Source organism: Ancylobacter sp., assembly GCF_965279025.1.
GTDB lineage: Bacteria > Pseudomonadota > Alphaproteobacteria > Rhizobiales > Xanthobacteraceae > Ancylobacter.
The window spans coordinates 3,725,999-3,750,090 of record NZ_OZ257132.1; the positions used below are offsets into that span (position 1 = coordinate 3,725,999).

The following is a 24,092-nucleotide window of genomic DNA, read 5'->3' on the forward strand; positions in this document are numbered from 1 at the left end:
CGCAGGAACTTCCCGGCGCCGCGACTGGGCGCTGCCTAGCCCGCTTTGCTGTTCTCGACCGAACGGAATGTCATGGATCCGCTTTCCGACCTCCTGTCCCTGCTGAAGCCGCATGCCTATGTCTCGTCCGGCTTCGACGCCGGTGGCGACTGGGCGGTCCAGTTCGGCGACCAGAGCACGCTCATCAAATGCTACGCCGTCGTCTCGGGCGGCTGCTGGCTGGCCGTCGAAGGCGTCGGCGAGCCAGTGCGCCTGCAGGCCGGGGAGTGCTTCGTGCTGCCGCGCGGCCGTCCGTTCCGCATGGCCAGCGACCTCGGCCTGCCGGCCACGCCTGCCAGCGAGATCTTCCGGCCGGCGCATCATGGCGGCGTGGTGACCTTCAATGGCGGCGGCGGCTTCGCCCTCGTCGGCAGCCGCTTCGCCGTGCGTGGCAACCATGCCGACCTGTTGCTGGGGTTGCTGCCGCCCATCGTCCATATTGGCGGGCAGTCGGGACAAGCGGCCCTGCGCTGGTCGGTCGAGCAGATGATGAAAGAACTGCGCGAGCGCCAAGCCGGCAACGCGCTGGTGCTGCAGCATCTCGCTCACATGATGCTGGTGCAGGCGCTGCGCGTTCATCTCGAAGCGGGCACCGGTGATGGCTGGCTGTTCGCGCTGGCGGACAAGCAATTGGGTGCGGCGATCCGGGCGATCCATGCCGATCCGGCGCATGGGTGGACCCTGCAGGAGCTTGGCGTGTGCGCCGGCATGTCGCGCTCCACCTTTGCGCTGCGGTTTCGGGAGAGCGTGGGCGAGCCGGCGATGCAGTATGTAGTGCGCTGGCGCATGCTGCTGGCCTGCGACCGGCTGCAGAATACCGGCGATTCCATCGGGGTGATCGCGCTCGCGCTGGGCTATGAATCGGAAAGCGCGTTCAGCACCGCGTTCAAGCGCCTCATGGGATGCTCGCCACGCCAGTACGGACGCGAGGCGCGGGCCATGCCCCCAACCGATGGCGCCGCTCCGCGCCGCGACGAGGCGGCTGCGGGCGAGCCGCTATCACACGCCGTCTATCGCCGTGCGGCGGGGGCGCGCTAGAAATCGTGCGCCGGCAGCGCGAGGTCACGCGCCGTGCTCGGATGCGCGACGGTGGCGAGCGCGGGAAACCTCTCCTGCTCGGCCTGCATGATCTCCGCGAGGATCGAGACCGCGATGGCGCTGGCGCTCTTCGCGCCATGGAACAGCCCGGCCGGCCCCCGGATGCGCGCCACCGTCTCGGCACGAAACCCCTCGCCGAGCAGGCGCTTGCGGCGCGCCTGCTGCGTTGTCCGACTGCCGAGTGCGCCGATGTAGAACGCCTCGCTCGCCAGCGCGGCGTTGAGCAACGCCTGTTCCCATTCATGATCGTGGAACATCAGCACGACTGCGGTGCGGGCATCGGCTGCCAGGGCCTCGGCGTGGCCGGTGCGCGGGACGGGGAGGGCGAGTATGCCATCCCGCATGGCGGCGGCCTGCGTTGGCGTGTCCGGTGACAGGAGCCGCGTGGCGAAGCCGGCGACACCGGCCAGCCGCAGGAGTTGCACCGCAGCGGCGCCGACGCCGGCGACGACCAGCTGCGGCCGGGGGCGGTAATGGCGGGTCAGCACCGGGCCGTGCGGCCCGCCGGCGGGGCCGATCTCGACCGTGCTGATCTGTCGCGCGCGGTCTTGGCGGTCCAGTCTTTCGAGATCGCCGAGCGTCGTCGTCACGTCGAAGAACAGGTCGATCGCGCTGCCGCAGGGCAGCTGGATATCGAGATATCGCGAGCCCTTGCCGTACCGGACGAGGCGATTTTCGCCGGCCTGCATCGCCTCGACGGCCTCGGCGATCACCGCGCTTTCGAGGCAGCCTCCCGAGAGATAGCCGACGCTCTCGCCGGCGGCGGTAACGGCCATCTGGGCGCCGAGCGGGCGCGGCGACGCGCCATCGATGGAAAACAGCGTGACGAGGGCGACGCGCTCGCCCGCCCGCAGGCGAGCCAGGGCGAAGTCGACGACGTGATCGTCGAACGGGTCCCAACTGCTGTCCGGCCTCTGCATGCTCGACTCCTTCGGATCGTTGTCCCGAACGCTTACCCGGCGAGCGCCGCCTTCACCCGTTCCGGCAGGAACGGATAATGCCGCAGCCGCACGCCGCCGGTGAGGCGGGCCACGGCGTTGGCGATGGCCGGCCCGACCGGCGGCAGCCCGACCTCGCCGATGCCGGCCGGCTTGTTCTCCGGCGTCGGCGTCACCTTCACATGGATGCGCGGCATCTCCGACATGCGCAGGATGCGATAGGTGTCGAAATTGGTCTCCTGCACCTGCCCTCCCACAATGTTGATCTGCTCGTAGAGTGCATGGCTCGCGCCGAAGAGGATCGCGCCCGTCACCTGCGCCTCGATGTTGCGGGGCTGGACCGCCACGCCGGGATCGACCACGCACCACACATCGTGCAGGCGGATCTCGCCGCTCTCCCGGTCGAGCGACACTTCGGCGACCTCTGCGCAATGCGCGCCGAAGGCATCGGTATAGGCGATCCCGAGCGCCCGGCCTTCGCGCGGCCGCTGCCATTGCGCCATTGCGGCAACCGCCTCGATCACCTTCTGCGCGCGTGGCTCGCCGCTCAGCAGCTCAAGCCGGAACGCCACCGGGTCGACGCCCCGGGCCGACGCCACCTCGTCGATCGTGCATTCCACGCCGAAATTGTTCTGGCCGTAGCCGACAGCGCGCCAGAAGCCGACATCGCGCCCGCTGTCCTGCCGGATGTACTCCACCAGATGCGCGGGGACGCGGTAGTTGAAGATCGTGCTGTCGGTCACCACCGTGTCGAGCCCGCCATCGCCCTTGAACATCTCCGGCATGGTGCGCGCGAAGATGGAATCGGCGACCACGCGGTGACGCCAGCCGACAATGCGGCCCGTCGCGTCGAGGCCCACTTCGACATGCTGCGCGGCGAGCGGCCGATACTTGCCGTGCTGGACGTCATCCTCGCGGCTCCAGACCAGCTTGACCGGCCGGCCCTCGACCTCCTTGGCCAGCAGCACCGCATCGGTGATGAAATCATCCTCGGCCCGGCGGCCAAAGCCGCCGCCGAGCAGGGTGGTGTGGACCTTCACCTTGTCCGGGCTCGTGCCGGCCGCTGCGGCGGCGAAGCGCAGCGTCGCCGTGGGGCCCTGCGTCGGCGCCCAGACCTCGACGGTGTCGCCCGTCACCAGCGCCGTCGCGTTCATCGGCTCCATGGTGGCGTGGTAGACGTGGTCGGTCAGATAGTCGGCGGCGATGACCCGCGCGGCGCCGGCAATGGCGGCGGTCGCGTCGCCCTGCGCATGCGCCGGCACGCCGGCCTGGGCGAGGTCGCGGCCGGCGGCGCGGTAGGCCTCCGCCAGAGCGGCGCTGTCATAGGCGCGGGCCTTCGCGGAACTGCTCCAGGTAACGGCCAGCGCCTCCTTGGCGCGCCGGACGGCGTCCGTGCTCTCGCCGATGATGCCGACGCCATAGGGCAGGGGCACGATGCGCGTCACGCCCTTCACCGCCTTCGCGGCGGTATCGTCGATGCTTTCCGGCCGCTCGCCCGGCACGGGTGGCCGCAGGACCGCGCCATGGAGCATGCCCGGCAGGGTGACGTCGATGCCGAAGCGCGCCGTGCCATTGACCTTGGAGGGCACGTCGACACGATCCACGTCGTGCCGGCCGATATAGCGCCATTGGTCGGCCGGCTTGAGGTCAGCCTCGGTCGCCTGCGGCAGCGGGTCGGGCAGCGAACCCGTTGCGGCGATCTCGCCATAGCCGAGCGAACGCCCGCTGCGGGCATGCACCACGCGGCCGGGCTCGGTGGCGAGTTCGCCGACCGGCACGTTCAGCCGCTCGGCAGCCGCGGCGAGGAGGACCTTGCGCGTCTGCGCGCCGACGAGGCGGAGCAACTGGTAATAGCCCCGCATCGTCTCGCTGCCGCCGGTCAGCTGGATGCCGTAGAAGCCGGGATTGCCGTAGGTTTCGGCGTCGGAGGGCGCCTGCACGACGCGGACCTTCTCCCAGTCGGCATCCATGTCCTCGGCGATCAGCAGCGGCAGCGCGGTCATCACGCCTTGCCCCATCTCGGAGGCGGGCGAAATGAGGCTGACGGTGCCGTCGGCGGTGATGGTGACCCACGCATTGGGCGTGAAGCCGCCGGCGGCGGCCTCCGCCACCTCGGGCGCCAGCAGGAGCGCGGGCGCGCTGGCGAACGCCACGGCGATGCCGGCGCCGCCCAGGGTGACGAGGAAGCTGCGCCGTGACAGGGCGGTGGTGCGGGGCTCGAGATATGCCGTCATGGTTCAGCTCTCCTGCGCGGCGCGCTCGACAGCGCGGATAATCCGGTCATAGGTCCCGCAGCGGCACAGATTGCCGTCCATATGCGCGACGATCTCCTCGCGGCTCGGACGCGGGTTACTCGCCAGAAGCCCGGCCGCCTGCATGATCTGGCCGGACTGGCAGTAGCCGCATTGCGGCGCCTGCTCGGCGATCCATGCCTTTTGCAGGGGATGGCTGGAATCGGGGGAAAGCCCCTCGATCGTCGTCACCTGCCGCCCGGCGACATCCTGCAACGGGGTCTGGCAGGAGCGCGTGGGTTCACCGTCGACATGCACCGTGCAGGCGCCGCACAGCGCGATGCCGCAGCCATATTTGGTGCCGGTGAGCTTGAGCTCGTCCCGGATGATCCAGAGCAGCGGCGTGTCGGGTTCCGCGGCGACCTCGACGGCGCGCCCGTTGATGGTGAAGGCGGTCATGATGTCTCCCTCTTCGGGCCAAAGGTGTTCAGACTGATGATGAGTTCCGCACGCCAACGGTGCTTTGGCAGAGATCGCCTGTTGACCAATGCAACATCTCGGAGGCGCGAACCGAGAGGTCGTTCAGGGACGCGCGACTTACGTAACTGTCGCGCGACAAACTCATCATTGTTCGAACGTAACTCTGGAGGAGAGTTCGACCTATGCTGGACCGTCTGACTTTTCTTTGAGATCGTGCAGCTCTCGCGCGGAGCGCTCATCTGGACGCGCCGCGCGCGAACCTCACCGGCCCCCGGCGATGTCGCGGCGCGGGAAATCGCGGCGGGCGCCGGCGCCGCGCCGGCGGAGGCGATAGACGGCGGCAGGTGGCAGGTTCGCCAGCGTGCCGCCGATGCGCGCCGCCTCAAGGTCGAGCTGGTCCAGCATGCGCGGCGTGACGGGGCAGCGCGGGCCATAGGTGAACTGGTAGAAGGCGCCGTCCGGCCGCAGCTTGCCGAACGCGCCGATGAGGATCGCCATCACCTTGCGCGGCGCGATGGACAGCAGCGGAAGCCCGCTGACGACGGCGCCCGCCGGCTGGCCGTTGAAGAGATCGACCGTCTGGAGGCGCGCGGCATCCATCCAGAGCGTCCGCGCCCCCGGGTACCGGGCCTGCAGCGCGACGGCGAATTCCGAGCCGTACTCGATCAGCGCCAGATCCTCCTGCCGGACACCGCGCGCGATCAAGGCGCGGGTGAACGCGCCGGTGCCGGGCCCCAGTTCGATCACCGGCCCGGTATCGGGCGAGATCTCGCTGGTGATGAGGCTGGCCAGCGCGCGTCCCGAAGGCGCGATCGCGGCGACCCGCAGCGGGCTTCTGAGCCATTGCTGGAAGAAGCCGAGTGTCTCGGCCATACGAAGTTGGTGCATTGGAGATGATCCCGAACCGGGTTGCGTGGAGACGGCGCGCGCGAGCTGCGCCAGGTAAGCCGCCGTCAGTGCCGGCACAGCGCGGCCTCCGGGGTGCGCCGCGCCCGAAGCCGTCGCGTGATCCAGATCAGCACGCCTTCCGCCGCGAGCAGGCCGCCGAGCACCGCCAGGGCGAGCACCGTCGCATTGGCCGTATCGATGGCGTGCGAGGCCACGAAGCCGGCGCCGATGAAGAGGCCGTTCCAGACCAGGATCCCGCCGGCAGAGGCGGCGAGAAAGCCCTGGGCATTGCCGCGAAGAAGCGCGGCAAAGGCCGGGGCGAGCAGCCGGACCGTCGGCAGGAGCTGGAGCGAGAAGGCCAGAATCGTCTGGTTCCGGCGGAACGCGCCGATCCAGCGCACGGTGCGCTCGGGGGCCATGCCGAAGAGCCGGCCGGCGCCGACGACAAGCCGGCGGGAGCGCGCCTCGCCCAGCGCCCGGAAGGCGTAGAAGCAGAGCGCGCAGCCGAGCAGGCTGCCCGCGCTGGTGGCGAGGAACGCGCCCCAGAGCGACCAGACGCCATCGCCGGCGGCAATGCCGATCGCCAGCAGCAGGCCGTAGGAGGGCATCACCGGCACGAAGCGCTCGGTAACCGCCACGGCGAACAGACCTGCAATCCCAAATGCGCTGATCCACGCCATGGTTGTGCCTACAGGATCGAAATCCATCAGCGGCCTCTTTCTGTCCAATGTTGAAAACGGGGCCACCGAAGGAGCCGTTGCGGGTGTGGCGCAGGCGGCGCCTTCGGTGGCTGTGGAGATCGCCGGCGCCATGGCGCGCGGCGACCTCATCGGATCAGCAGAAACGGGGCAGTGTTTCCTGATCCGATCTCGGTGCGGTGTGAACGACGGCGCGCGGGGTCGTGCCCTGCGCCGGTGGTCGCGGGCCGTGGGTGGAAGACCTGTCCGTCGGTTCAGCGGCGCCCGAACGCGTCGGCGATGCGCTGGTTGGCGATCAGCATGGCGATGGCGGTGGCGACGCTCGCGACCGGGACGGCGAGCATGCCGAGCGCGAGGCCGTTCGGTATCTGCGCGGCGCTTGCCGCGTCGCTGACCATGCCGACGATCAGCGGCCCGAGGGCCGGGCCCATCAGGCCGGAGCCGACCATCACGATGCTGGTGGCCTGCGCCTCCTTGCCCTTGCCGGCGACGAGATGCGACGCGCCGAAGGCCCAGGGCAGCATGAAGGCGAAGGACAGCATGCCCGGCACCAGCAGGGCGACGGCCACCCAGCCGCTGGGGACGAACAGCGCGACGGAGGTGGTGACGCTGGCGATGAGGAACAGGATGGCCGGCGGCCCGAGCACCCGGCCGGTGCCGGACTGGACCGCACGGTCGAACATCCGCCCGCCGACCACCGTTCCGACGATGCCCATCAGCCCCTGCAGCAGACCGAAGGCCAGTCCGGCCTCGCCGGCCGTGAAGCCGTGGACGCGGATGAGGAACGGTGCCGCGAAGGCGTAGAACGGTGCCGAGGCGAAGCCGACCGCGATGGCGCCGATAAACAGCCAGCGGAAGGCCGGCGTTGCCAGCAGCCGCGCGCTGGAGCGAAGGAAGGTCTCGCCTGTCGCGGAGGTCTGCCGGAGCGGCGCCGTCGGACCGATGACGGCGAAAGCCAGTACGGCGATCACCCCGCCAATGGCTCCCGCGCCGATCAGGGCCACCCGCCAGCCCAGTGCGTCGGCGACCGCGCCGCCGGCCGCGAAACCCACCATCGCGCCGATCGGCATGCCCATGGCGAAAAGGCCGATCGCCATGCCGCGCCGTTCGGGCCGGATCTTCCGGGCGATGATGGCATGGCCGGCCGGGAAGGCGCCGGCCTCGCCGGCGGCGACGCCGAACCGGGTAAGGGCCAGCAACAGAAACGTGGCAGCGAAACCGCCCAGCGCTGTCATCGCGCTCCAGGCTACGATGCAGGCAACGAGCACGAAGCGCGGCGAGCCTCGGTCCGCAGCGCGTGCCAGCGGCATTGACAGCAGGGTGTAGCACACCGCGAAGGGAACGCCGGTGAGCAGTCCCACCTGCGTGTCACTCAAGGAAAGGTCGCGCTTGATCGCCTCCGCCATAATGAAAGGCAGAATGCGGTCGACCTGCGAGATCGTGCTCACGAGGAAAAGTGTCAGAAGTGTTGCATAGACACGCCAGCCGCTCACGTATTCGCTACCGGATCCAGCGGATGGATAAGGGATATCCTTTAGTCTATCTATTGATCTCACCGCACTTTCCGTCATCCTAGGCACGCTCCTCAGCTTGGGTCGCACCATTAAGCTAGAAGGAGAGTCCAATGATCAGAATGCCCGAAACGTCAATAAATTTGCCTATTCCTGCAGGCGCCAGATCCCTTGAGGGATGCGGGGTGCAGAAGGCGCAGAACGAACCGGAGGCGTGTGTGCCGTCATCGCTTTTTGAGGCCGTCACTTCGTACATGGAGAGCCAGGGCGGCGGGCAGGGTCTGTTCCCGACGCCCGTGCCCGGGTTCAACATCATACGTTCCTTTCAGGAAGTGATGCCCAATCGCAAGATCTATCAGCCTTCGCTCTGCGTGGTGTTGCAGGGGGCCAAGCAGATTCTCTTCGGCAACGAGACGCTCGACTACGGGGTCATGGAATGCCTGGTCGTGAGCATCGAGCTGCCGGGCACCGGGCGCATCATCAAGGCCAGTGCCGACGAGCCTTTTGTCGGTCTCACCGTCGAGCTCGACGTGGCGGTCATCCGGGACATGGTCGAGCGGCTGGACGAGCCGCCCGCGCTCCCGGCGGGTGGCGGGCCCTGTGCCTTCGTGGCGCAGGTCGACGAGCCGTTGGCGGAGTGCATCCAGCGCCTCGTGCGGATGTCCGACACGCCGAAGGCCATTCCCATTCTGTACCCATCGGCGATGCGCGACATCTGCTACTGGCTGCTGAGCGGCCCACATGGCGCCGATATCTGCAAGCTATCGCTGCCGGCGTCGAACACCGAGCGGGTTGCCAGGGCCATCCATCTCCTGCGGGACAACATTGCGCAGCCCATGCGCATCGAGCAGCTCGCTGAGGCGGCGCATATGAGCCCGTCTTCGTTCCACCAGCATTTCAAGGCGCTGACCTCGATGACGCCGCTGCAATACCAGAAGCAGCTGCGCCTGCTGGAGGCGCGGCGGCTGATGGTGACAAGTGCCGCCAGCGTGGCGGATGCCTCCTACAAAGTCGGCTATGAAAGCGCCTCGCAGTTCAGCCGCGAATATTCCCGCATGTTCGGCGTTGCGCCCAAGCGCGACGTGCTGAACCAGCATCGGCTGTATCGCACGCTGACCGGCCGCGACCTGCCGGCAGCCAGCGTCCGGAGCGCCTGAGACCGCTTCATCGATCCGCGCCGACTGAACGCGCCCCGTCGCCTGGCAGCAAAATGCCGGTGGCGGGGCGCTTTCGTGTGAGGCCCGGTCAGCCCCGATTGCCGCCACGGGTCCCAGCCGTCGAGCCGCCAGGATAGGTGCGCACGCCTAGGAGAAGGCGGATCGGCAACGTCACCGGTGGTTGGAGGATCAGGCAGGTTTTTTGCCCGTTTCGGCATTCGCCCTCGCGGCATCCACGTCTAGTTTCTTCGCCGATGGCCATTGCCCGCCGAGCGGGAACCAACCGGCCCTTTTCGAGCCGGCTCCTGCCGAGCCGCTGGATCATTCGGCCATCCCCGTCCGAGGCGACGAGGCGTCGCCCGTCGCTCACCCCCCTCATTCGACAGGAACACCCAATGCGCAACTCCGTCCTGGGGCCTTTTCTGGCTGTCTCGCTCACGGCCGGCATGACTGCCTTTTCGGCTGGCCATGCCGCTGCCCAGGCCTCTTCGCCGCACGACATCGTCGGCGTGTGGGAAGCCGAGAACGGCAATATCAAGCTGGAGATGTTCGATGCCGGCGGCAGCTACGCCGCCCGCATGCTCTACGGCAAGCTGGTGATGGAAGCCGATGGCAAGACGTTCAAGAAGGATACGCTCAACCCCGATGCGGCGCTGCGCGACCGGTCGCTGGAAGGGATCGTCTTCGTCACCGATCTGAAGTGGGACGCGCGCGATGGCCGGTGGGAGGGCGGAAACTTCTACAGCGGCGCCACCGGCCGCACCATGTCGGCCCAGGCGGAACTGGTCGGCGAGAAGATGGAAGTGCGCGCCTATATGGGCGCACCGCTGCTCGGCCAGAGCTTGGTCTTCCGCCGCGTGCAGTGAGGCCGTGCCGTGTGAAGCCCTGCATCAGTACGCGCAGGGCTCCCGCGTCGCGACCATCGGCTGCTGGCTCTAACGGATGGACACGCGCCGTCCTCCATCCGCCGGCAAATTGCAGGAATAGGCATGTTTTCTGCGCGTTCCGGCATGGCGGTCTCACGCGCGGCGGGCACCCTAGCGCCGGCATCGAAAAAACCGGGCGAAGCGGCGAGGCCCTGCCGCCCTTCCCAACCAGCAAGGATCGAACATGACACGATGGACCAGCCGGGACATCTCCTCGCAGCACGGCCGCACTGCCGTCGTCACCGGCACCGGCGGCCTCGGCTTCGAGGATGCGCTGGCACTGGCCCGTGCCGGTGCCCGCGTGGTGATCGCCGGGCGCAATCCGCACCGGGGTGAGGCTGCCGTGGCCGCCATCAGGCAGGCCGTCCCCGGCGCGCAGGTGGGGTTCGGCGAGGTGGACCTCGCCAGCCTCGCCTCGGTCGCCACCTTTGCCGCGCGTCTTGCAGACGAACATGACGGCCTCGACCTCCTGATCAACAATGCCGGCGTCATGACGCCGCCGCAGCGCCGCGAGACGCGCGACGGTTTCGAGCTGCAGTTTGGCACCAACTACCTCAGCCATTTCGCCCTCACCGCGCATCTTCTGCCGCTGCTGAAGAAGCGGCGCGATTCCCGCGTCGTAACCGTCGGCAGCATCGCGGCGCGCCGGGGCGCCATCCATTTCGACGATCTGCAGGCCGAGCGCAGCTACCAGCCCTTTCCCGTCTACGCGCAGTCGAAGCTGGCGTGCCTGCTGTTCGCCTTCGAGCTGAGCCGGCGCAGCCAGACGGGCGGATGGGGCGTCCAGAGCCTTGCGGCGCATCCCGGCCTCTCGCGTACGGATCTTCTGTTCAACACCCCCGGCGGGCCCACCCGCACCGTCTACTTTTTGCGCCGCGCCTTTCGGCGGCTGTTCCAGCCCGCCGCGCAGGGCGCGCTGCCGACGCTGTTTGCCGCCACAGACCCGGCCGCGCGCGACGGCGCCCATTACGGGCCCGACCGGCTGTGGGGAATGCGCGGCCACCCCACGCGGGAGGCACCCCCCAAGCAGGCACTGGACGCCGCCGTGGCGCGCCGCCTCTGGGACGTTTCGGAGGAACTTGCCGGGGTGAGCTTCGGGTAGGACGCGGATGAACGCCGCCCGCCGCCGTGTTCAGCGGTATCGCTCGCCGGGATCAGCTCTGCGGACGATGCGGCTGCACCAGATTGTCGGGCCATGCCGGCTGTATATGTGGGAAGGCGAGTTCGGGCTCGCGGCCGAGCAGCAGGGCGAGGACGCGGGGCGGGGTCAGCGGCAGCTCCTGCACGCGCCGGCCGGTGGCGTTGGCGACCGCGCAGGCCACTGTCGCGCCCACATTCAGGATCGGCACCTCGCCGGCCCCCTTTATGCCCAGCGGCCCCAGGGAGGGCGCCCCCTCGAACAGATCGATCTCCACCGGCACCACATCGCCGGCCAGCGGCACGCGGTAGGTCTCGAAGCCGCTCTGGCGGATGTGGCCCTCCACGTCGATCGACACTTCCTCGTGCAGGGCGTAGCCGAGGCCCTGCACGACCCCGCCCTGGATCTGGCCGCCAATGGCGCTGCGGTTGAGCGCCCGTCCCACATCCTGCACGACACGGTAGCTCAGCACGTCGACATGGCCGGTATCAGGATCGACCGCGACTTCACAGTCGTGTACGGCGAAGACCGGGATGTCGAGAGCGTCGATGAAGTGACCGGCGACGCAGCCGGGCATGGCGGGTACGCCGGTGCGGGTGGAGGAGCCGGTGCCGCCGACCGGTCCCAGCAGGGCCTGCGCCCGCGTCGTCACCTCGGCAATGCTGAAGCCGGCGCCGTTGGGGCCGGCGATTTCGATCCGGCCGCCCTGCATCACCAGGTCGCCGGGCGTGGCCTCCAGCATCTGCGCCGCGACCGTCATCAGCTTGGCGCGCACGTCCTGCGCCGCCGCGAGGCTGGCGGCGCCGAGCGAGACGGTCTGCCGTCCGCCGCCGACGCCGACATCGTAGCCCGAGGCATCGGTATCGGCCTGGCGCACCACCACCTCGTCCGGGCGGATCCCGAGTTCGCCGGCGACGATCTGCGGCAGGCTCTGCATCATCGAGCCGGAGCCGATCTCGACGCCCGACGTGACGAGGGTGGCGCTGCCGTCGGCATTCATGTTCACCGTCGCCGCCGAGGGACCGGTGAAGACGAACCAGGTGCCGACCGTCGTGGCGCGGCCGTAGAGGCGCCCGTGGAGGCGCCCCTCCCGCGCCCGGCCGGGCTCGCCGCGCGCGCGCAAAGCCTCCATGCGCGCCAGCATCGGGCGCAGCACGTCGCCGTCGAACACCTGGCCGGTGGCGCCCAGATCACCGTCGCCGAGAACGTTGCGCCGGCGGAATTCCAGCGGGTCCATGGCAATGGCGGCGGCGATCTCGTCGGTGTGCCGTTCCAGCGCGAAGGTGTTGTAGACGCCATTGCAGGCCCGGAAGGCGCCGTTCGGCGCGGTGTTGGTGTAGACGGCGCGCGAGGCGAGGCGGACCGCGCCGAGCCGGTAATTGCCGCCGAGCGTGTGGGCGGTCATGGTGGTGAGGAATATCTGCTCGCCGCCATGCGCCCCGCAATCCATCAGCACCACCGCCTCGCGCCCGGCGATCGTGCCGTCTGCCGTCACCGCCGAGCGGATGCGGATTTCGGCGTTCTCGCGGAACAGGCAGGTGAGCATTTCCTCCTCGCGCGAATTGACCAGCCGCACCGACTGGCCGCTCTTCTTCGCCAGCAGCGCGGCGAAGGGCTCGATGGCAATGTCGAATTTGAGCCCGAAGGCGCCACCCACCGGCGGCACGGTCACCCGCACCTGCGAGGCCGGCACGCCGAGGAAGCGCGCCGTAGCATTGCGCACCGTCCACGGCACCTGTGTGGACGTCTCGATATGGAAGCGGCCTTCCTCGTAGCGTGCCACGGCCGCGCGCGGCTCGAAAGCCATGTGGTTCTGTCGTCCGACGCGGAACGCGCTCTCGACGATGGTGACATCCGGCCGGGCGAAGGCGGCGTCGACATCGCCGCGCAGGACGGTGGCCTCCCAGGCGACATTGCCGGCGCGAGCACCGCCTTCCAGCAGCACCTCATAGTCCTGCCATGCCGCGTGTACGAGCGGAGCACCCGGCGCCAGCGCCTGCTCCATGGTGATGACGGCCGGCAGCGGCTCGATCACAACCTCGATCGCCGCCAGCGCAGCCTGCGCCTGTTCCGGCGTCTCGGCGGCAATCGCGGCGAGCGGTTCGCCGACATAGCGCACCGCGTCCTCGGCGAAGAGCGCGTGATCGGCCACGCCGATGCCGATGCGACCGGGCGCATCGGCGGCGGTGGCCACGGCGCGCACCCCCGGCAGAGCCGCCGCCATGGCGGTATCGAGCTTCACGAGACGTCCCGATGCCACCGGCGCCCGCAGCACGGCGGCGTGCAGCATGCCCGGCGCGGCGCGGTCGATGGTGTAGCGGGTGCGCCCCGTCAGCTTGTCGCGGGCATCGCGCCGGCGAAACTCCATCACGGCCTCGACGGTCATGGGCGAACCTCCCCGCCTGCGCCGGCGGCGGCCAGCGCCGCGTCGACGATGCGCTCATAGCCGGTGCAGCGGCAGATATTGCCGGTGAGCGCGGCGCGGACATCCTCCCGGCTCGGCTGCGTGTTGTGCGCGAGGAAGTGGGTCAGCGTCATCACCATGCCGGGGAAGCACATGCCGCATTGGACGGCGTCGTGCCGGTCGAGTTGAGTCTGGATGTCGTTGAGACGGTCGAGCGCGGAAATACCCTCGATGGTGACGATATCGCAGCCCTCGGCCAGCGCGACCGGGATCAGGCAGGAGGCTCTCGGCGCGCCGTCCACCAGCACGAGGCAGGCGCCGCAGAACCCCTCGCGGCACACCGGCTTGGCGCCGGTGAGGTGAAATTCGTCGCGAAGCACGTCGATCAGCGGGGTCAGCGGGTTGCCGGCGGATCGCCTTGCCGTGCCGTTCACCCTCATCTCTGTCGGCATCCTGGCTTCCTCCGGGTGATCAGCAGAGCGCGGCTGCGGCTCGCCGGGCCAGCGCGGGCAGCACGCTGACGCGATACCAGCCCGGCGCGTCGACGCCGTCGCGACCGTTGAAGTCGTCGACGAGTTGGGTGGCCATGCGCTGGGCCGAGGCGTCATCCAACGGGGCGCCGATGAGCGCCGCTTCGAGGCGCGGCCAGCGGCGTGCAAGCGGCTCCACCGAGCCGACGGCGACCCGGGCCTGTGTGACGCGCCCGGTCCCGTCGCGCTCCACCGACAGGCTGAGAATGGCGGTGGGGTAGTCGCCCGCCTTGCGCAGCGGCAGACGGGCATGCGCGCTGCGGGCGGGCGAGCGGGCAACCCGGACCCGCGTCAGCAGGCGCCCCGGCCCCAGCGATCCGCGAAGGGCGAGGAACCGCTCCAGCGTCAGGCGCTCCACACCGTCGCGCGAAGCGATGTCGACCTCGGCATCGAGGCAGAGCAGCGCCGGGACCAGGTCGGCGGCCGGGAAGCCGGGCGTGCACAGATTGCCGCCCACCGTCGCCGCGCGCCGCACGGCGGGGTTGGCCGAGTGGCCGGCTGCCTGCGCGAGGGCCTGCAGGTCCGGCAGGTCGCGCAGCGCCTCCGCGAGGCGGGCATGGGTGACGCCGGCGCCGAGCAGGACATGATCGTCCCGAAACTCGACATGGCCGAGTTCCGCAATACGGCCGAGCCCGACATAGGCCGGCGTCGACCGCTCGTGACGCACCGGCGCGCGCATGATCCAGGTGCCTCCGGCAAAGGGCGTCCCGTCCTTGCCCCGCTCGGCGAGGGCGTCGACAGCGGCATCGAGCGAGGGCGCCATGTAGAGCGAGGGGTGCGTCGAGGACACCATCAGCGCCGCTCCAGCCGCAGCCGGTCGAGCACGACGCCGATGATGACGATGGCGCCGAGCACCACCATCTGCACATAGCCGTCGATCCGGGTCAGGTTCATGCCGTTGGAAAGGATGGTGACGAACAGCGCGCCGACCACCGCCGTGCCGACGCCGCCGCGCCCGCCGGCAAGGCTGGTGCCGCCCACCACTGCAGCCGCGATGGCCTGAAGCGACAGCGAGCCGCCGAGATTGGGCTCGCCCGAACCGGTGCGCGCGGTCATCATCAGCGCGCCCAGGGCCGCGAGGGTCGAGCACAGCACATAGGTAGCGACGAGCAGGCGCTTCACCGGAAGCCCGGCCACCGCCGCTGCGCGCGGATTGGTGCCGATGATGTAGAGTTCCCGCCCGTAGACGGTGCGGGTCAGCATGAGATGGAGGCCGATGCCGACCAGCACCGTGATGAGAACCGCCGCCGGCATGCCCAGCAGGCTGCCGCCATAAAGCAGATGCGAGAACAGGTCCGGCACGCCCTGCACCGGCCTGCCGGCCGAGAGCGTGGTGGCGATGCCGATGGCGATGTTGTAGCTGCCGAGCGTCGCCACGAAGGGGCTGACCCTGAGATAGGCGATGACGAGCCCGTTGAAGAGGCCGCACGCCGCGCCGAGCGCGAAGCCCGCAACGAGCCCGATGAGCAGCACCGCCAATGGATCGTAGCCGCTGGCCACGGCGCTGGCCATGGCCAGGGCGGCACCCACGCTCACCATCGAGACGGTCGGCCCGAGGGCGAGGTCGAAGCCGCGTGTGAGGATCACCACCGTCTGCGCCATCGCGAACAAGGCGAGATAGCTCGCCTGCTGCACGATGTTGACCAAATTGCCGGGCGTCAGCACCGCGGTATCGACGGCGGCAAAGCCGAGCAGCAGAACGACCAGGGCGATAGGCAGCGCCGCCTGCCACAACAGCGCCTGCACGGCGAGGCGGCGGGAGGCGGGGGCCGTAGCGGGCGAGGTCGCAAGATCGAGATCAGACACGGGTCTTCCTCCGCTGTCCAAGCTCGTCCAGCGCCACGGCGACCACCATGATGACGCCGAGGAACACGGGTTGCAGACGGGAATCGATGTGGAGCAGGTTCAGCGCATTGCCGAGAATGGTGAGAAACAGCGCGCTGACCGCGACGATCTCGACCCGGCCGATGCCCCCGCGCAGGCTGACGCCGCCAATGACGGCTGCGGCGATCGACTGCAGCATCATGCGGTCGCCGCCGAAGCTCGCCTGTCCGGAACCCACTTGCGCGGTGAGCAGGAGGCCGGTCAGCGCCGCCAGCAGGCCCGACAGCACATAGGCGCCGACGAGGTGCCGCTTGATGCCGACGCCGGAGACCACCGCCGCATCGGCATTGCCGCCAATGGCGTAGACATAGCGGCCGAACAGAGTGCGGCGCTGCACGAACACCATGACCAGCAGCACCGCCAGTGCGAGATAGATCGCCGTCGGCAGGCCGAAGAACTGGGCGCGGCCGAAATCCCGCACGAAGCTCTGCGGCATGCCGTAAACCGGAATGCCTGACGTGATCATGAGCGCGACGCCGGCCGTGGCCGACATGGTGCCGAGCGTGACGACGAAGCCCGAGACCTTCAGCCGGGCGACGCACAGGCCGTTGATCAGCCCGACGATCACGCCGCTGCCGAGCCCGGCGACGACGCCGCAGGCGATGATCAGCGGTTCGTTGCCGGGAAAGGCGACGGCGGCCATCGCCATGGCCTTGGCCGTCACCACGCTGGCCAAGGCCACCACCGCGCCGACCGACAGGTCGAAGCCGCCGGCGATGATCACCATGGCCTGCCCGCACGCCACGATGGTGAGGAAGGCGGCGTTGCGCAGGATGTTGAGGATGTTGATCGGCCCGTAGAACTGGGGATCGACCGCCGACATGCCGGCGACCACCAGCAGGAGCAGCGCCGGCAGGAAGCCGATGCGGCCGAGAAGGCTGCGGGCAAAGGGAAGGGCCACGGCACCGGTGGCTGGCGAAGAGGAGGCGTGCGCGCTCATGCCGCCTCCGTCGACAGATGTTCCCGGAAGAAGGAGGCCAGCACGTTCTGCTCGGTCTTCTCCGCTCCGCTGAGTTCGGCGGCGATGCGCCCGTGATGCATGACATAGAGGCGGTTGGAGAGCGCCAGCACCTCCGGCAGTTCCGACGAGACGACGATCACCGCCGCTCCCGCCTCCACCAGTTGCTTCATGAACTCATAAACCTCGAGCTTGGCACCGACATCGATGCCGACGCTCGGTTCGTCGAACAGGAAGACCTGGAGCTCGCGGGTCAGCGCCCGTCCCAGCATGACCTTCTGGCGGTTGCCGCCGGAGAGCGCACCCGCGGGGCGCTCGATATTGGGAGGGCGCAGCTTCAGCCGCTCCATGGCCGCCGCCACCAGGCTCCGCTCGGCGCCCTGGCGCAGAAGGCCGAACCGGGCGAGCCGGGGAAGGTCCAGCGCCGTCATCGAGGTGTTTTCCCGGATGGAGCGCGACAGGGCCAGCCCTTCGGCCACCCGATTGGCCGGGAAGTAGGCGACGCCGCGCTTGAGGCTCGCGCGCGGGGCAGGGGCGTCATAGGGCGTGCCGTCGATGCGCACCGTGCCGGCCTCGATCGGCTCGATGCCGTAGATCGCCCGCACCAGCTCGGACTTGCCGCAGCCGACAAGACCGGCAATGCCGGTGATCTCGCCGGCGCGCGCATGGAAATTCACGTCCTTCACCGAGCCGTCGGCAAGGGTTAGCCCCTCCACATCCACCTTCACCTCCGCTGGCGCGTGCGGGATGGTGGGAAAGAGCACGTCGATCCGCCGGCCGGTCATCAGCTCGACAAGCTCGCCGTCGGTGACGCCCGCCGCATCGAGCGTGCGGATATGCTTTCCGTCGCGCAGCACCGTCACCCGGTCCGCCAGCGTCCGGATCTCCCGCATACGGTGCGACACGTAGATGAGGCCGACATCCCGCGCCTTCAGCCGGGCGATCAGCTCGAACAGGCGGCCGGTCTCGCGGTCGGTGAGCGAGGCTGTCGGCTCGTCGAGGATGAGCAGGCGCACCTTGCTCAGCAGGGCTTTGGCGATTTCCGCCATCTGCTGGTGGGCGCGCGACAGGTCGTCGACCCGCCGGCCCGGATCGAGGTCGAAGCCTAGTTCGTCGATCAGCGCGCGGGCCTTCTTGCGCATCGCCCCGGCGCGCAGGATGCCGCCGGTCGACACCTCGCGCCCGAGGAACAGGTTCTCCTCGACGGTGAGGCTCGGCACCAGCGAGAATTCCTGGAACACCGGGCTGATGCCGATGGCGCGCGCCCGCTGCGGCGAGAGGTGGCGGATCTCCGCGCCGTCGAAGTGGAAGCTGCCTTCGTCCGGCGCGAAGGTGCCGGCGATGACGTTGATCAGCGTCGACTTGCCGGCGCCGTTCTCGCCGAACAGCACGTGCAGTTCGCCCGCGCGCACGTCGAGGTCGACCCGGTCAAGGGCCCGCACGCCGGTGAAGCGCTTTGAGATGCCGGCAAGTGCAAGCAGAGGTTGCGCGAGCAACGGCGCCCCATGGCCCGCGGCCGGGTCGATCGCGCCTGAGCCGGTTTCCGTCATGCACCGTCCTCGCTGTCGGCATTGTGAGCTGGGCCATCGACGTAGCCCGATAAGGTTCTCGTCATCCCGGAACGGCCGCAGGCCGTATCCGGGACCGCGCGCAGGTCTCGGCGCACGATCCCGGCTCTCCGCCTTCGGCTCCGGCCGGGATGACGACCCGCGAGCAAGCCCTAAGACTACTTCGCCTTGACGGAGTAGACCGGGCTCCAGTTTGCCGGCGCGAGCACGAGGTCCATCTGCAGTTTCGGCACCGTCGTCTGGTCGATGACGGCGGCGACGGGCTGCACCAGCGACATGACCGGCTTCTTCTCGATGAGCCGCACCGCCTGGTCGATGGCGATGGCGCCTTCGCCGACAGGGTACTGGGTGGCGAAGGCGAGGATGTCGCCGCGGTTCAGCGCGTCGAGCATCGCCTGGTTCTCATAGGAGGAGACGATCTTGATATCGGTGCGGCCGGTTTCGGCGACGGCGCCGATGGCGGCTTCGGCGGTGGGGGCGGTGCCCCAGATCACGTTCATGCTCGGATAGGCCTGAAGCGCGTCCTGAATGAGCTGGAGCTGCACGGCCACGCCGGAATCGCCGAACTTCTCGCCGAGAATCTTGGCGTCGGGGTTCTTCGCCACCGCCTTCTTGAAGCCCTCGTTGAAGGATTCCGCCCAGCCCGAGCCCGCTGGGCCGGGGAAGGTGACGATGTTCAGCTTCTCGCCCGGCTTGGTTTGCGCCAGCAGGCCCTCGCCGGTGACTTCGCCCATGGCGACGAAATCGACATAATTGGCGGCCGGCAGCGCGTTCGGCGGCAGCGGGTTGGTGACGCCGACCACCGGTATGCCCTTGGCCTTTGCCTCCTCGAACTTCTTCATCAGGCCGGCGCCGGAGATGGCACCGACGATGATGGCGTCTGCCTTCGCCGCCATGCAGTCGTCGAACTGCGAAAGCTGCTTGGGCAGGTTCTCATAGCCGCCGGCCTCGTAGAGATTCATGTTCACGTTCGAGGTTTCGGCCTGCTTGACGATGCCATAGGCCACCGCCACCCAGAAGCTGTCCTTCATGTGCGGGAACAGCACGCAGATATTGTAGGGCTTCTCGGCCTTGGCCAGCGGCGTGTACTCCGCCGCCACCGGCGTGCCCGACGAGGCGTCGAAAATCTTCATCGGGAACCACTTCGTCTCCGCCGCCGCCGGGGAGAGCGTGGCGGAAGCGAAGCCGAGAAGGGCGGCGCCGGCCAATGCGCGGTGCCTCAGGCGGGAAAGGGCCGGACTGCGGATGGCGGTGGTGGACATGGTTCTTTTTCCTCTGGTTGGTTTTTGGCGGCAGGGCGCGTTCCAAGCCGGTCGTCCCCTGCCGAAAGCACGTTGCGGCGCCGCGCAGGGCGGCGACGCGGGTCAGCTTGTCCAATTGGCGAGGGAACGGCGCTCGAAGACCTCGCGGAACTGTCGGGTGGATTCGGGCAGCAGCGCACCGGTGCCCCAGTCGAGGATGACCGCATGGCGGCGGATGGCGTCGAACGAGTCGATCTCGCCGGCCCGGTAGCGCACGGCCACCGATTCCGGATCGAGGCGGGCTTCGGCCACGCGCACGCGCCGCTGCTCGGCGCGCAGCGCCTCCGTCGCCGGGGCGTCCACCTCATAGTCGCAGAGCTCGGCGTCGATGGTGCGGATGACGACGCCATAGTCCTTGGCGGCTCGCCCGAGCGACACATAGTCGTCCTTCACATCCTCCAGCACGAGGGCAGGGGGGCGATCCAGCGGATCGCCAAAACCGCCGCCGCCGGCCGTGGGACGGGAGAACACGTCTCCCTCGCCGATCGGCACGTCGGAGAAGATCGAGCCGAGCCGCTCCTCCTTGTCGGAGCCCGCGCGCTTCAGCGTCAGGCCGTGTGGCATGGAGGGCAGGCCGCCCTCGATGCCCCAGACCACCGCGCGCTCGCGGTCGCAGATATAGGAAATGACGGTCTTTTCGGCCGCCAGCATCAGCGACGTCTTCACGACGCCGGCGCCGCCGCGCCATTTGCCGGGGCCGGGCGAATCCGTGAGGATTTCGCATTCGGTGGTGAGGATCGGGTTGGCGCGCTCCTGCCCTTCTACCGGCTGGGCCATCATGCCCGTGCCGAAGCAGGCGGTGGTGACGTTCGCGCCGTCCTTGCCGTTGCGCCCGCCCCAGCCGCCAGGCAGCCAGTCGTAGAACATGAAGATCGGCTTGTCGGGCGTGCGCGCATCGCGGCCGCCGGTGAGCAGGTATTCGAGATTGAACGCGCAGGCGAGCGCCCGCTCGGGCATGAGCTTCGACCACATCTCGTAGATCGAGTTCATGATCTTCTCGAACGGCATCAGGAAGCCGGTCACCGCCACCGGCCATTGCGCGTCGACGATCGAGCCTTCCGGAACGATGATCTCGAAGCAGCGGTAGAAGCCGGAATTGAGCGGCAGATCGGGGAAGAAGGTCTTCATCCCGGCGGCCACCGCGGAGAAGGTGGTGCCGAAGGCGGAATTATAGATGGACCCGATCACCGGGTGGCTGCCGGTGAAATCGTAGATCGCCTTGTCGCCCTTGATGGTGAGCTTGATACGGATCGGGATCATCCCTTCCCCGCCTGCCGGGTCGCGGTCGATGAAGTCCACCGTCTCCCATTCGCCGTCCGGCAGCGCGGCGATCCGCTGGCGCGCCGAGCGCTCGACATAATCCTGCACGGCGGCAAGGCCGGTCTCCACCGTCTCGCGCCCATATTTGCCGACGAGCCGCAGGATCTCGCGCTGGCACACGGCGGTCGCCTCCGCCTGCGCCTGGATGTCGCCGATGATCGAGGCCGGGTCGCGGGTGTTGGAGGCGATGAGGTGGGCGACGTCCTTCACGAAGCGGCCCTTGTCGAACAGCCGCACCGGGGTGATGCGCAGTCCCTCCTTGAACATCTCCTTGGCGGAGACGTCGAACGAGCCGGGCACCGAGCCGCCGACATCCGACCAGTGGCCGTTGGACTGCGAGAAGGCGATGATCTTGCCGTCGGCGAAGATCGGCCGGATGAGGCGCACATCGGAGAAATGCGTGCCGCCGGCATAGGGGTCGTTGATCGCGTATACGTCGCCCTCGTGCATGTCGCCGGCGAAATGGCGCATCACTTCCTTGCAGGTGAAATGCAGCGTGCCGACATGGACGGCGATGTCGGCATTGCCTTGGGCGGCGCACTCGCCCTCAGCGTCGTGCAGCGCGCTGGAGAAGTCGTGATTGTAGATCACGAAGGAGTAGCAGGTCCGCAGGATCTGCTCGCCCATCTGGTCGACGCTGGTGATGAAGGAGTTCTTGAGGACCTCGAAGGTCACGGGGTCGAGCTCGGCCATCGGTCTCAGCCCTTCACACGGATGAGGATGTTGAGGAACCTGTCGACTTCGGCGCGGGCGCCGGGCGGCACGACGGTGGTGGAGTCCAGCTGCTCGACGATGGCCGGGCCGTGGAAGACGAAGCCGCAGGGCAGCTCGTCGCGCTGATAGACCGGGGTGTCGAGCCCTTCTCCGTCGAACCAGACGCGGCGGTGCGAAACCGGCGCGGGCGTGACGCCGGTGGGGGCATGCACGGCGAGCTCGGCCTTCGGCACCATGCCGATCGCTTTGAGGTTGAGGCGGAAGAAGCTCACCGGCGCGTCGTCGCGGCGGAAGTTGTATTCGCGCTTGTGCTCGCTGTGGAAGCTGCCGACCAGGTCGGCAATGGCGCCGATCGGGCGCGGCGCATTGACCGCCAGGGAACGCCACTGGCCGCGATACATCATGTCGATGGAGCGCTGCAGCACGATGTCGGCCTCGGCGACGCCTTCATGCGTCAGTCGTGCCATCGCCTCGCGCTCCAGCTCGGCGAACTGCGCCTCGATGGCGGCGGGATCGGCCTCGTCGGCGGTGACCATGCAGCTCTGCGAGAAATCGTGCTGCATATCGACGAGCAGGCAGCCCAGCGCCGAGGTGACCCCGGGATTGGGCGGCACGATTACCACGGGAATCGCCAGCTCGCGGGCGACCTCGACCCCATGCAGCGCCCCGGCGCCGCCAAAGGCGACGAGGGCGAAGTCGCGCGGGTCGTAGCCGCGCGAGATGGAGATCAGCCGCACGGCGTCCGACATGTTGGCATTGGCGACCTTGACGATCGCGTCCGCCGCCTCGTGCAGGCCGAGGCCGAAAGGCTTGGCCACGCCTTCCTCCACCGCGTTGCGGGCAAGCTCCGGGTCAAGCTGCACCTTGCCGCCGGCCAGCGACGTGCCGAGGCGGCCGAGGGTGACGTTGGCGTCGGTATTGGTGGGCTGCGTATTGCCGTTGCCGTAGCAGGCCGGGCCGGGATAGGCGCCAGCCGATTGCGGGCCGTTGCGCAGGCCGCCGGCAGGGTCAGTCCAGGCGAGCGAGCCGCCGCCGGCGCCGATGGTCATCACCTCGATGGAGGAAAAGCGGATCGGGTAGCCGAACTCGATGTACCAGTCCTTGGTCACTCGCGACTGGCCGTCATAGGCGAGGGACACGTCGGTGGAGGTGCCGCCCATATCGAGGCCGATGGAGTTCGGGAAGCCGCACAGCCCGGCAATATAGCGGCTGGCGATAGCGCCCGCCGCGATGCCGGATCCCGCGAGGCGGGCGGCAAAGTCCTTCACGCTGGCCGGCGTCATCACGCCGCCTCCGGTGTGCAGCAGCAGCAGGTCGCGCGTGTAGCCGCCGCTGGCCAGCCGCTCGCCGAGCCGGGTGGTGTAGTCGACCACCACCGGGCTCACCACGGCATTCGCCACCGTGGTGGAAAAGCGCTCATGCTCGAAGATCTCGGGCAGCACCTGCGAGGAAATGGATATCGGGATATCCGGCATCGCTTCCTTGAGGATCTCGCGCATGCGCTGCTCATTGGCGCCGTTGAGGTAGGCGTTCATGAAGCACACGGCGATGGTGGCGACGCCGCGCTTCTTCAGGATGCGGGCGACATCGCGGGCGGCATCCTCGTCGAGCGCCTCGACGATCCGGCCGGCCGCGTCGATGCGCTCGGGCACGGTCAGCCGGTCGCGGCGCGGCACATAGGGCGGCACCACGTCCTTGTAGACGTCCCAGAGGTCCTCCTTGTTGGCGCGGCGGATTTCGATCACGTCGCGGAAGCCCTTGGTCGAGACGACGGCGGCGCGCGGCAGGCGGCGGGTGATCAGCGCGTTGGTGGCGACGGTGGTGCCGTGCGAGAACAACGCCACCTGCGAGAGGTCGATGCCGGCTTTCTCGACCCCGCTCATGATCCCGTCGATGGGGTCGGGCGTGGACGAGGTCTTCTCGATGCGGATAAGGCCCGTCGCCTCGTCCATGATGCAGATGTCGGTGAAGGTGCCGCCCACATCGACGGCTACGCGGAGATTCTGCACGGCAGCATTCCCTTTCGCACGCGCTCCTCCCCCCGCGCGCACCACGCCGGCGAGCGGACGGCCGGATCGGTGATCCAGGCCCTCTTTCCTCGTCGGCAGGCGGCGCAATGTCGGAGCAGTCGAAGGGATTAAACGTGCTTTGCGCCGCCCACACTTGGCGCAAAGCGCAGAAAGATTTGCGCGAGAGAGCGCACCAAGGTCATTTTTCAGGCGCCCGGCTCGCCTGCCTCGCGATTGGGCATTGTCGGGCCGAGCAGGGCGCATATGACGCTCCGGCGGGAAAGAGGGCGAGCGCAAGGC

Annotated in this window: 19 protein-coding genes; 4 read left to right on the top strand and 15 right to left on the bottom strand. The window is 68.7% G+C overall.

Features of this window, described 5'->3' with window-relative positions; all coding sequences use genetic code 11:
* The first annotated feature begins 72 nt into the window (after window positions 1-72).
* The gene (locus ACQY76_RS17335) at window positions 73-1,077 is read left to right on the top strand and encodes an AraC family transcriptional regulator (RefSeq protein WP_428029954.1); all 1,005 of its coding nucleotides are present in this window, start codon (window positions 73-75) and stop codon (window positions 1,075-1,077) included.
* Here ACQY76_RS17335 and ACQY76_RS17340 read toward each other — a convergent pair.
* From ACQY76_RS17340 to ACQY76_RS17365, 6 genes are all read right to left on the bottom strand, one after another.
* Window positions 1,074-2,057: an XdhC family protein gene (locus tag ACQY76_RS17340; protein WP_428029955.1), complete on the bottom strand. Its 984-nt coding sequence runs from the start codon at window positions 2,055-2,057 to the stop codon at window positions 1,074-1,076. The two genes, ACQY76_RS17335 and ACQY76_RS17340, sit on opposite strands and share 4 nt — an antisense overlap.
* Before the next feature lie 32 nt (window positions 2,058-2,089).
* Complete coding sequence (locus tag ACQY76_RS17345) at window positions 2,090-4,309, bottom strand: molybdopterin cofactor-binding domain-containing protein (RefSeq protein ID WP_428029956.1); 2,220 nt, start codon at window positions 4,307-4,309, stop codon at window positions 2,090-2,092.
* A 3-nt stretch (window positions 4,310-4,312) separates the two neighbouring features.
* A complete protein-coding gene (locus ACQY76_RS17350; RefSeq protein WP_428029957.1) occupies window positions 4,313-4,765 on the bottom strand; it encodes a (2Fe-2S)-binding protein in 453 nt (150 codons plus the stop codon).
* Between the two features lie 282 nt (window positions 4,766-5,047).
* Entirely contained in the window at window positions 5,048-5,659 is a 612-nt protein-coding gene (locus ACQY76_RS17355; RefSeq protein ID WP_428033042.1) for a class I SAM-dependent methyltransferase, read from the bottom strand.
* Window positions 5,660-5,739: 80 nt separating this feature from the next.
* Window positions 5,740-6,381, bottom strand: a complete 642-nt coding sequence (locus ACQY76_RS17360; protein ID WP_428029958.1) for a DedA family protein — start codon at window positions 6,379-6,381, stop codon at window positions 5,740-5,742.
* 245 nt (window positions 6,382-6,626) lie between these two features.
* Window positions 6,627-7,943, bottom strand: coding sequence for an MFS transporter (locus tag ACQY76_RS17365; RefSeq protein WP_428029959.1), 1,317 nt, complete (start codon window positions 7,941-7,943; stop codon window positions 6,627-6,629).
* Window positions 7,944-8,101: 158 nt separating this feature from the next.
* Here ACQY76_RS17365 and ACQY76_RS17370 point away from each other — a divergent pair, with 158 nt between their 5' ends.
* The 3 genes from ACQY76_RS17370 (at window position 8,102) to ACQY76_RS17380 (ending at window position 11,068) form a co-directional block, all read left to right on the top strand.
* Complete coding sequence (locus ACQY76_RS17370) at window positions 8,102-9,040, top strand: AraC family transcriptional regulator N-terminal domain-containing protein (RefSeq protein ID WP_428033043.1); 939 nt, start codon at window positions 8,102-8,104, stop codon at window positions 9,038-9,040.
* A gap of 395 nt (window positions 9,041-9,435) precedes the next feature.
* Window positions 9,436-9,906 (top strand): DUF2147 domain-containing protein, encoded by a 471-nt coding sequence (locus tag ACQY76_RS17375; protein WP_428029960.1) that lies wholly within the window; start codon window positions 9,436-9,438, stop codon window positions 9,904-9,906.
* Between the two features lie 244 nt (window positions 9,907-10,150).
* A complete protein-coding gene (locus ACQY76_RS17380) occupies window positions 10,151-11,068 on the top strand; it encodes an SDR family oxidoreductase (protein WP_428029961.1) in 918 nt (305 codons plus the stop codon).
* Between the two features lie 52 nt (window positions 11,069-11,120).
* Here the strand turns inward: ACQY76_RS17380 and ACQY76_RS17385 are convergent, their stop codons facing one another.
* The 9 genes from ACQY76_RS17385 to ACQY76_RS17425 form a co-directional block, all read right to left on the bottom strand.
* On the bottom strand, window positions 11,121-13,490 hold the full coding sequence (locus ACQY76_RS17385) for a xanthine dehydrogenase family protein molybdopterin-binding subunit (RefSeq protein ID WP_428029962.1): 2,370 nt from the start codon (window positions 13,488-13,490) through the stop codon (window positions 11,121-11,123).
* Complete coding sequence (locus ACQY76_RS17390) at window positions 13,487-13,960, bottom strand: (2Fe-2S)-binding protein (protein ID WP_428029963.1); 474 nt, start codon at window positions 13,958-13,960, stop codon at window positions 13,487-13,489. The genes ACQY76_RS17385 and ACQY76_RS17390 overlap by 4 nt, the downstream gene beginning before the upstream one ends.
* 19 nt (window positions 13,961-13,979) lie before the next feature.
* Window positions 13,980-14,831, bottom strand: a complete 852-nt coding sequence (locus ACQY76_RS17395; protein ID WP_428029964.1) for an FAD binding domain-containing protein — start codon at window positions 14,829-14,831, stop codon at window positions 13,980-13,982.
* Window positions 14,831-15,844 (bottom strand): ABC transporter permease, encoded by a 1,014-nt coding sequence (locus tag ACQY76_RS17400; RefSeq protein WP_428029965.1) that lies wholly within the window; start codon window positions 15,842-15,844, stop codon window positions 14,831-14,833. The genes ACQY76_RS17395 and ACQY76_RS17400 overlap by 1 nt, the downstream gene beginning before the upstream one ends.
* A complete protein-coding gene (locus ACQY76_RS17405; RefSeq protein WP_428029966.1) occupies window positions 15,837-16,862 on the bottom strand; it encodes an ABC transporter permease in 1,026 nt (341 codons plus the stop codon). The genes ACQY76_RS17400 and ACQY76_RS17405 overlap by 8 nt, the downstream gene beginning before the upstream one ends.
* The gene (locus ACQY76_RS17410; protein WP_428029967.1) at window positions 16,859-18,430 is read right to left on the bottom strand and encodes a sugar ABC transporter ATP-binding protein; all 1,572 of its coding nucleotides are present in this window, start codon (window positions 18,428-18,430) and stop codon (window positions 16,859-16,861) included. Before ACQY76_RS17410 ends, ACQY76_RS17405 begins: the two co-directional genes overlap by 4 nt.
* A 176-nt stretch (window positions 18,431-18,606) precedes the next feature.
* Entirely contained in the window at window positions 18,607-19,710 is a 1,104-nt protein-coding gene (gene torT / locus ACQY76_RS17415; RefSeq protein ID WP_428029968.1) for a TMAO reductase system periplasmic protein TorT, read from the bottom strand.
* A gap of 102 nt (window positions 19,711-19,812) precedes the next feature.
* Window positions 19,813-21,762 carry a hydantoinase B/oxoprolinase family protein gene (locus ACQY76_RS17420; protein WP_428029969.1) on the bottom strand — a complete coding sequence of 650 codons (1,950 nt, stop codon included), beginning with the start codon at window positions 21,760-21,762 and terminating at the stop codon, window positions 19,813-19,815.
* Between the two features lie 5 nt (window positions 21,763-21,767).
* Window positions 21,768-23,792 carry a hydantoinase/oxoprolinase family protein gene (locus ACQY76_RS17425; protein WP_428029970.1) on the bottom strand — a complete coding sequence of 675 codons (2,025 nt, stop codon included), beginning with the start codon at window positions 23,790-23,792 and terminating at the stop codon, window positions 21,768-21,770.
* Window positions 23,793-24,092: the final 300 nt, after the last annotated feature.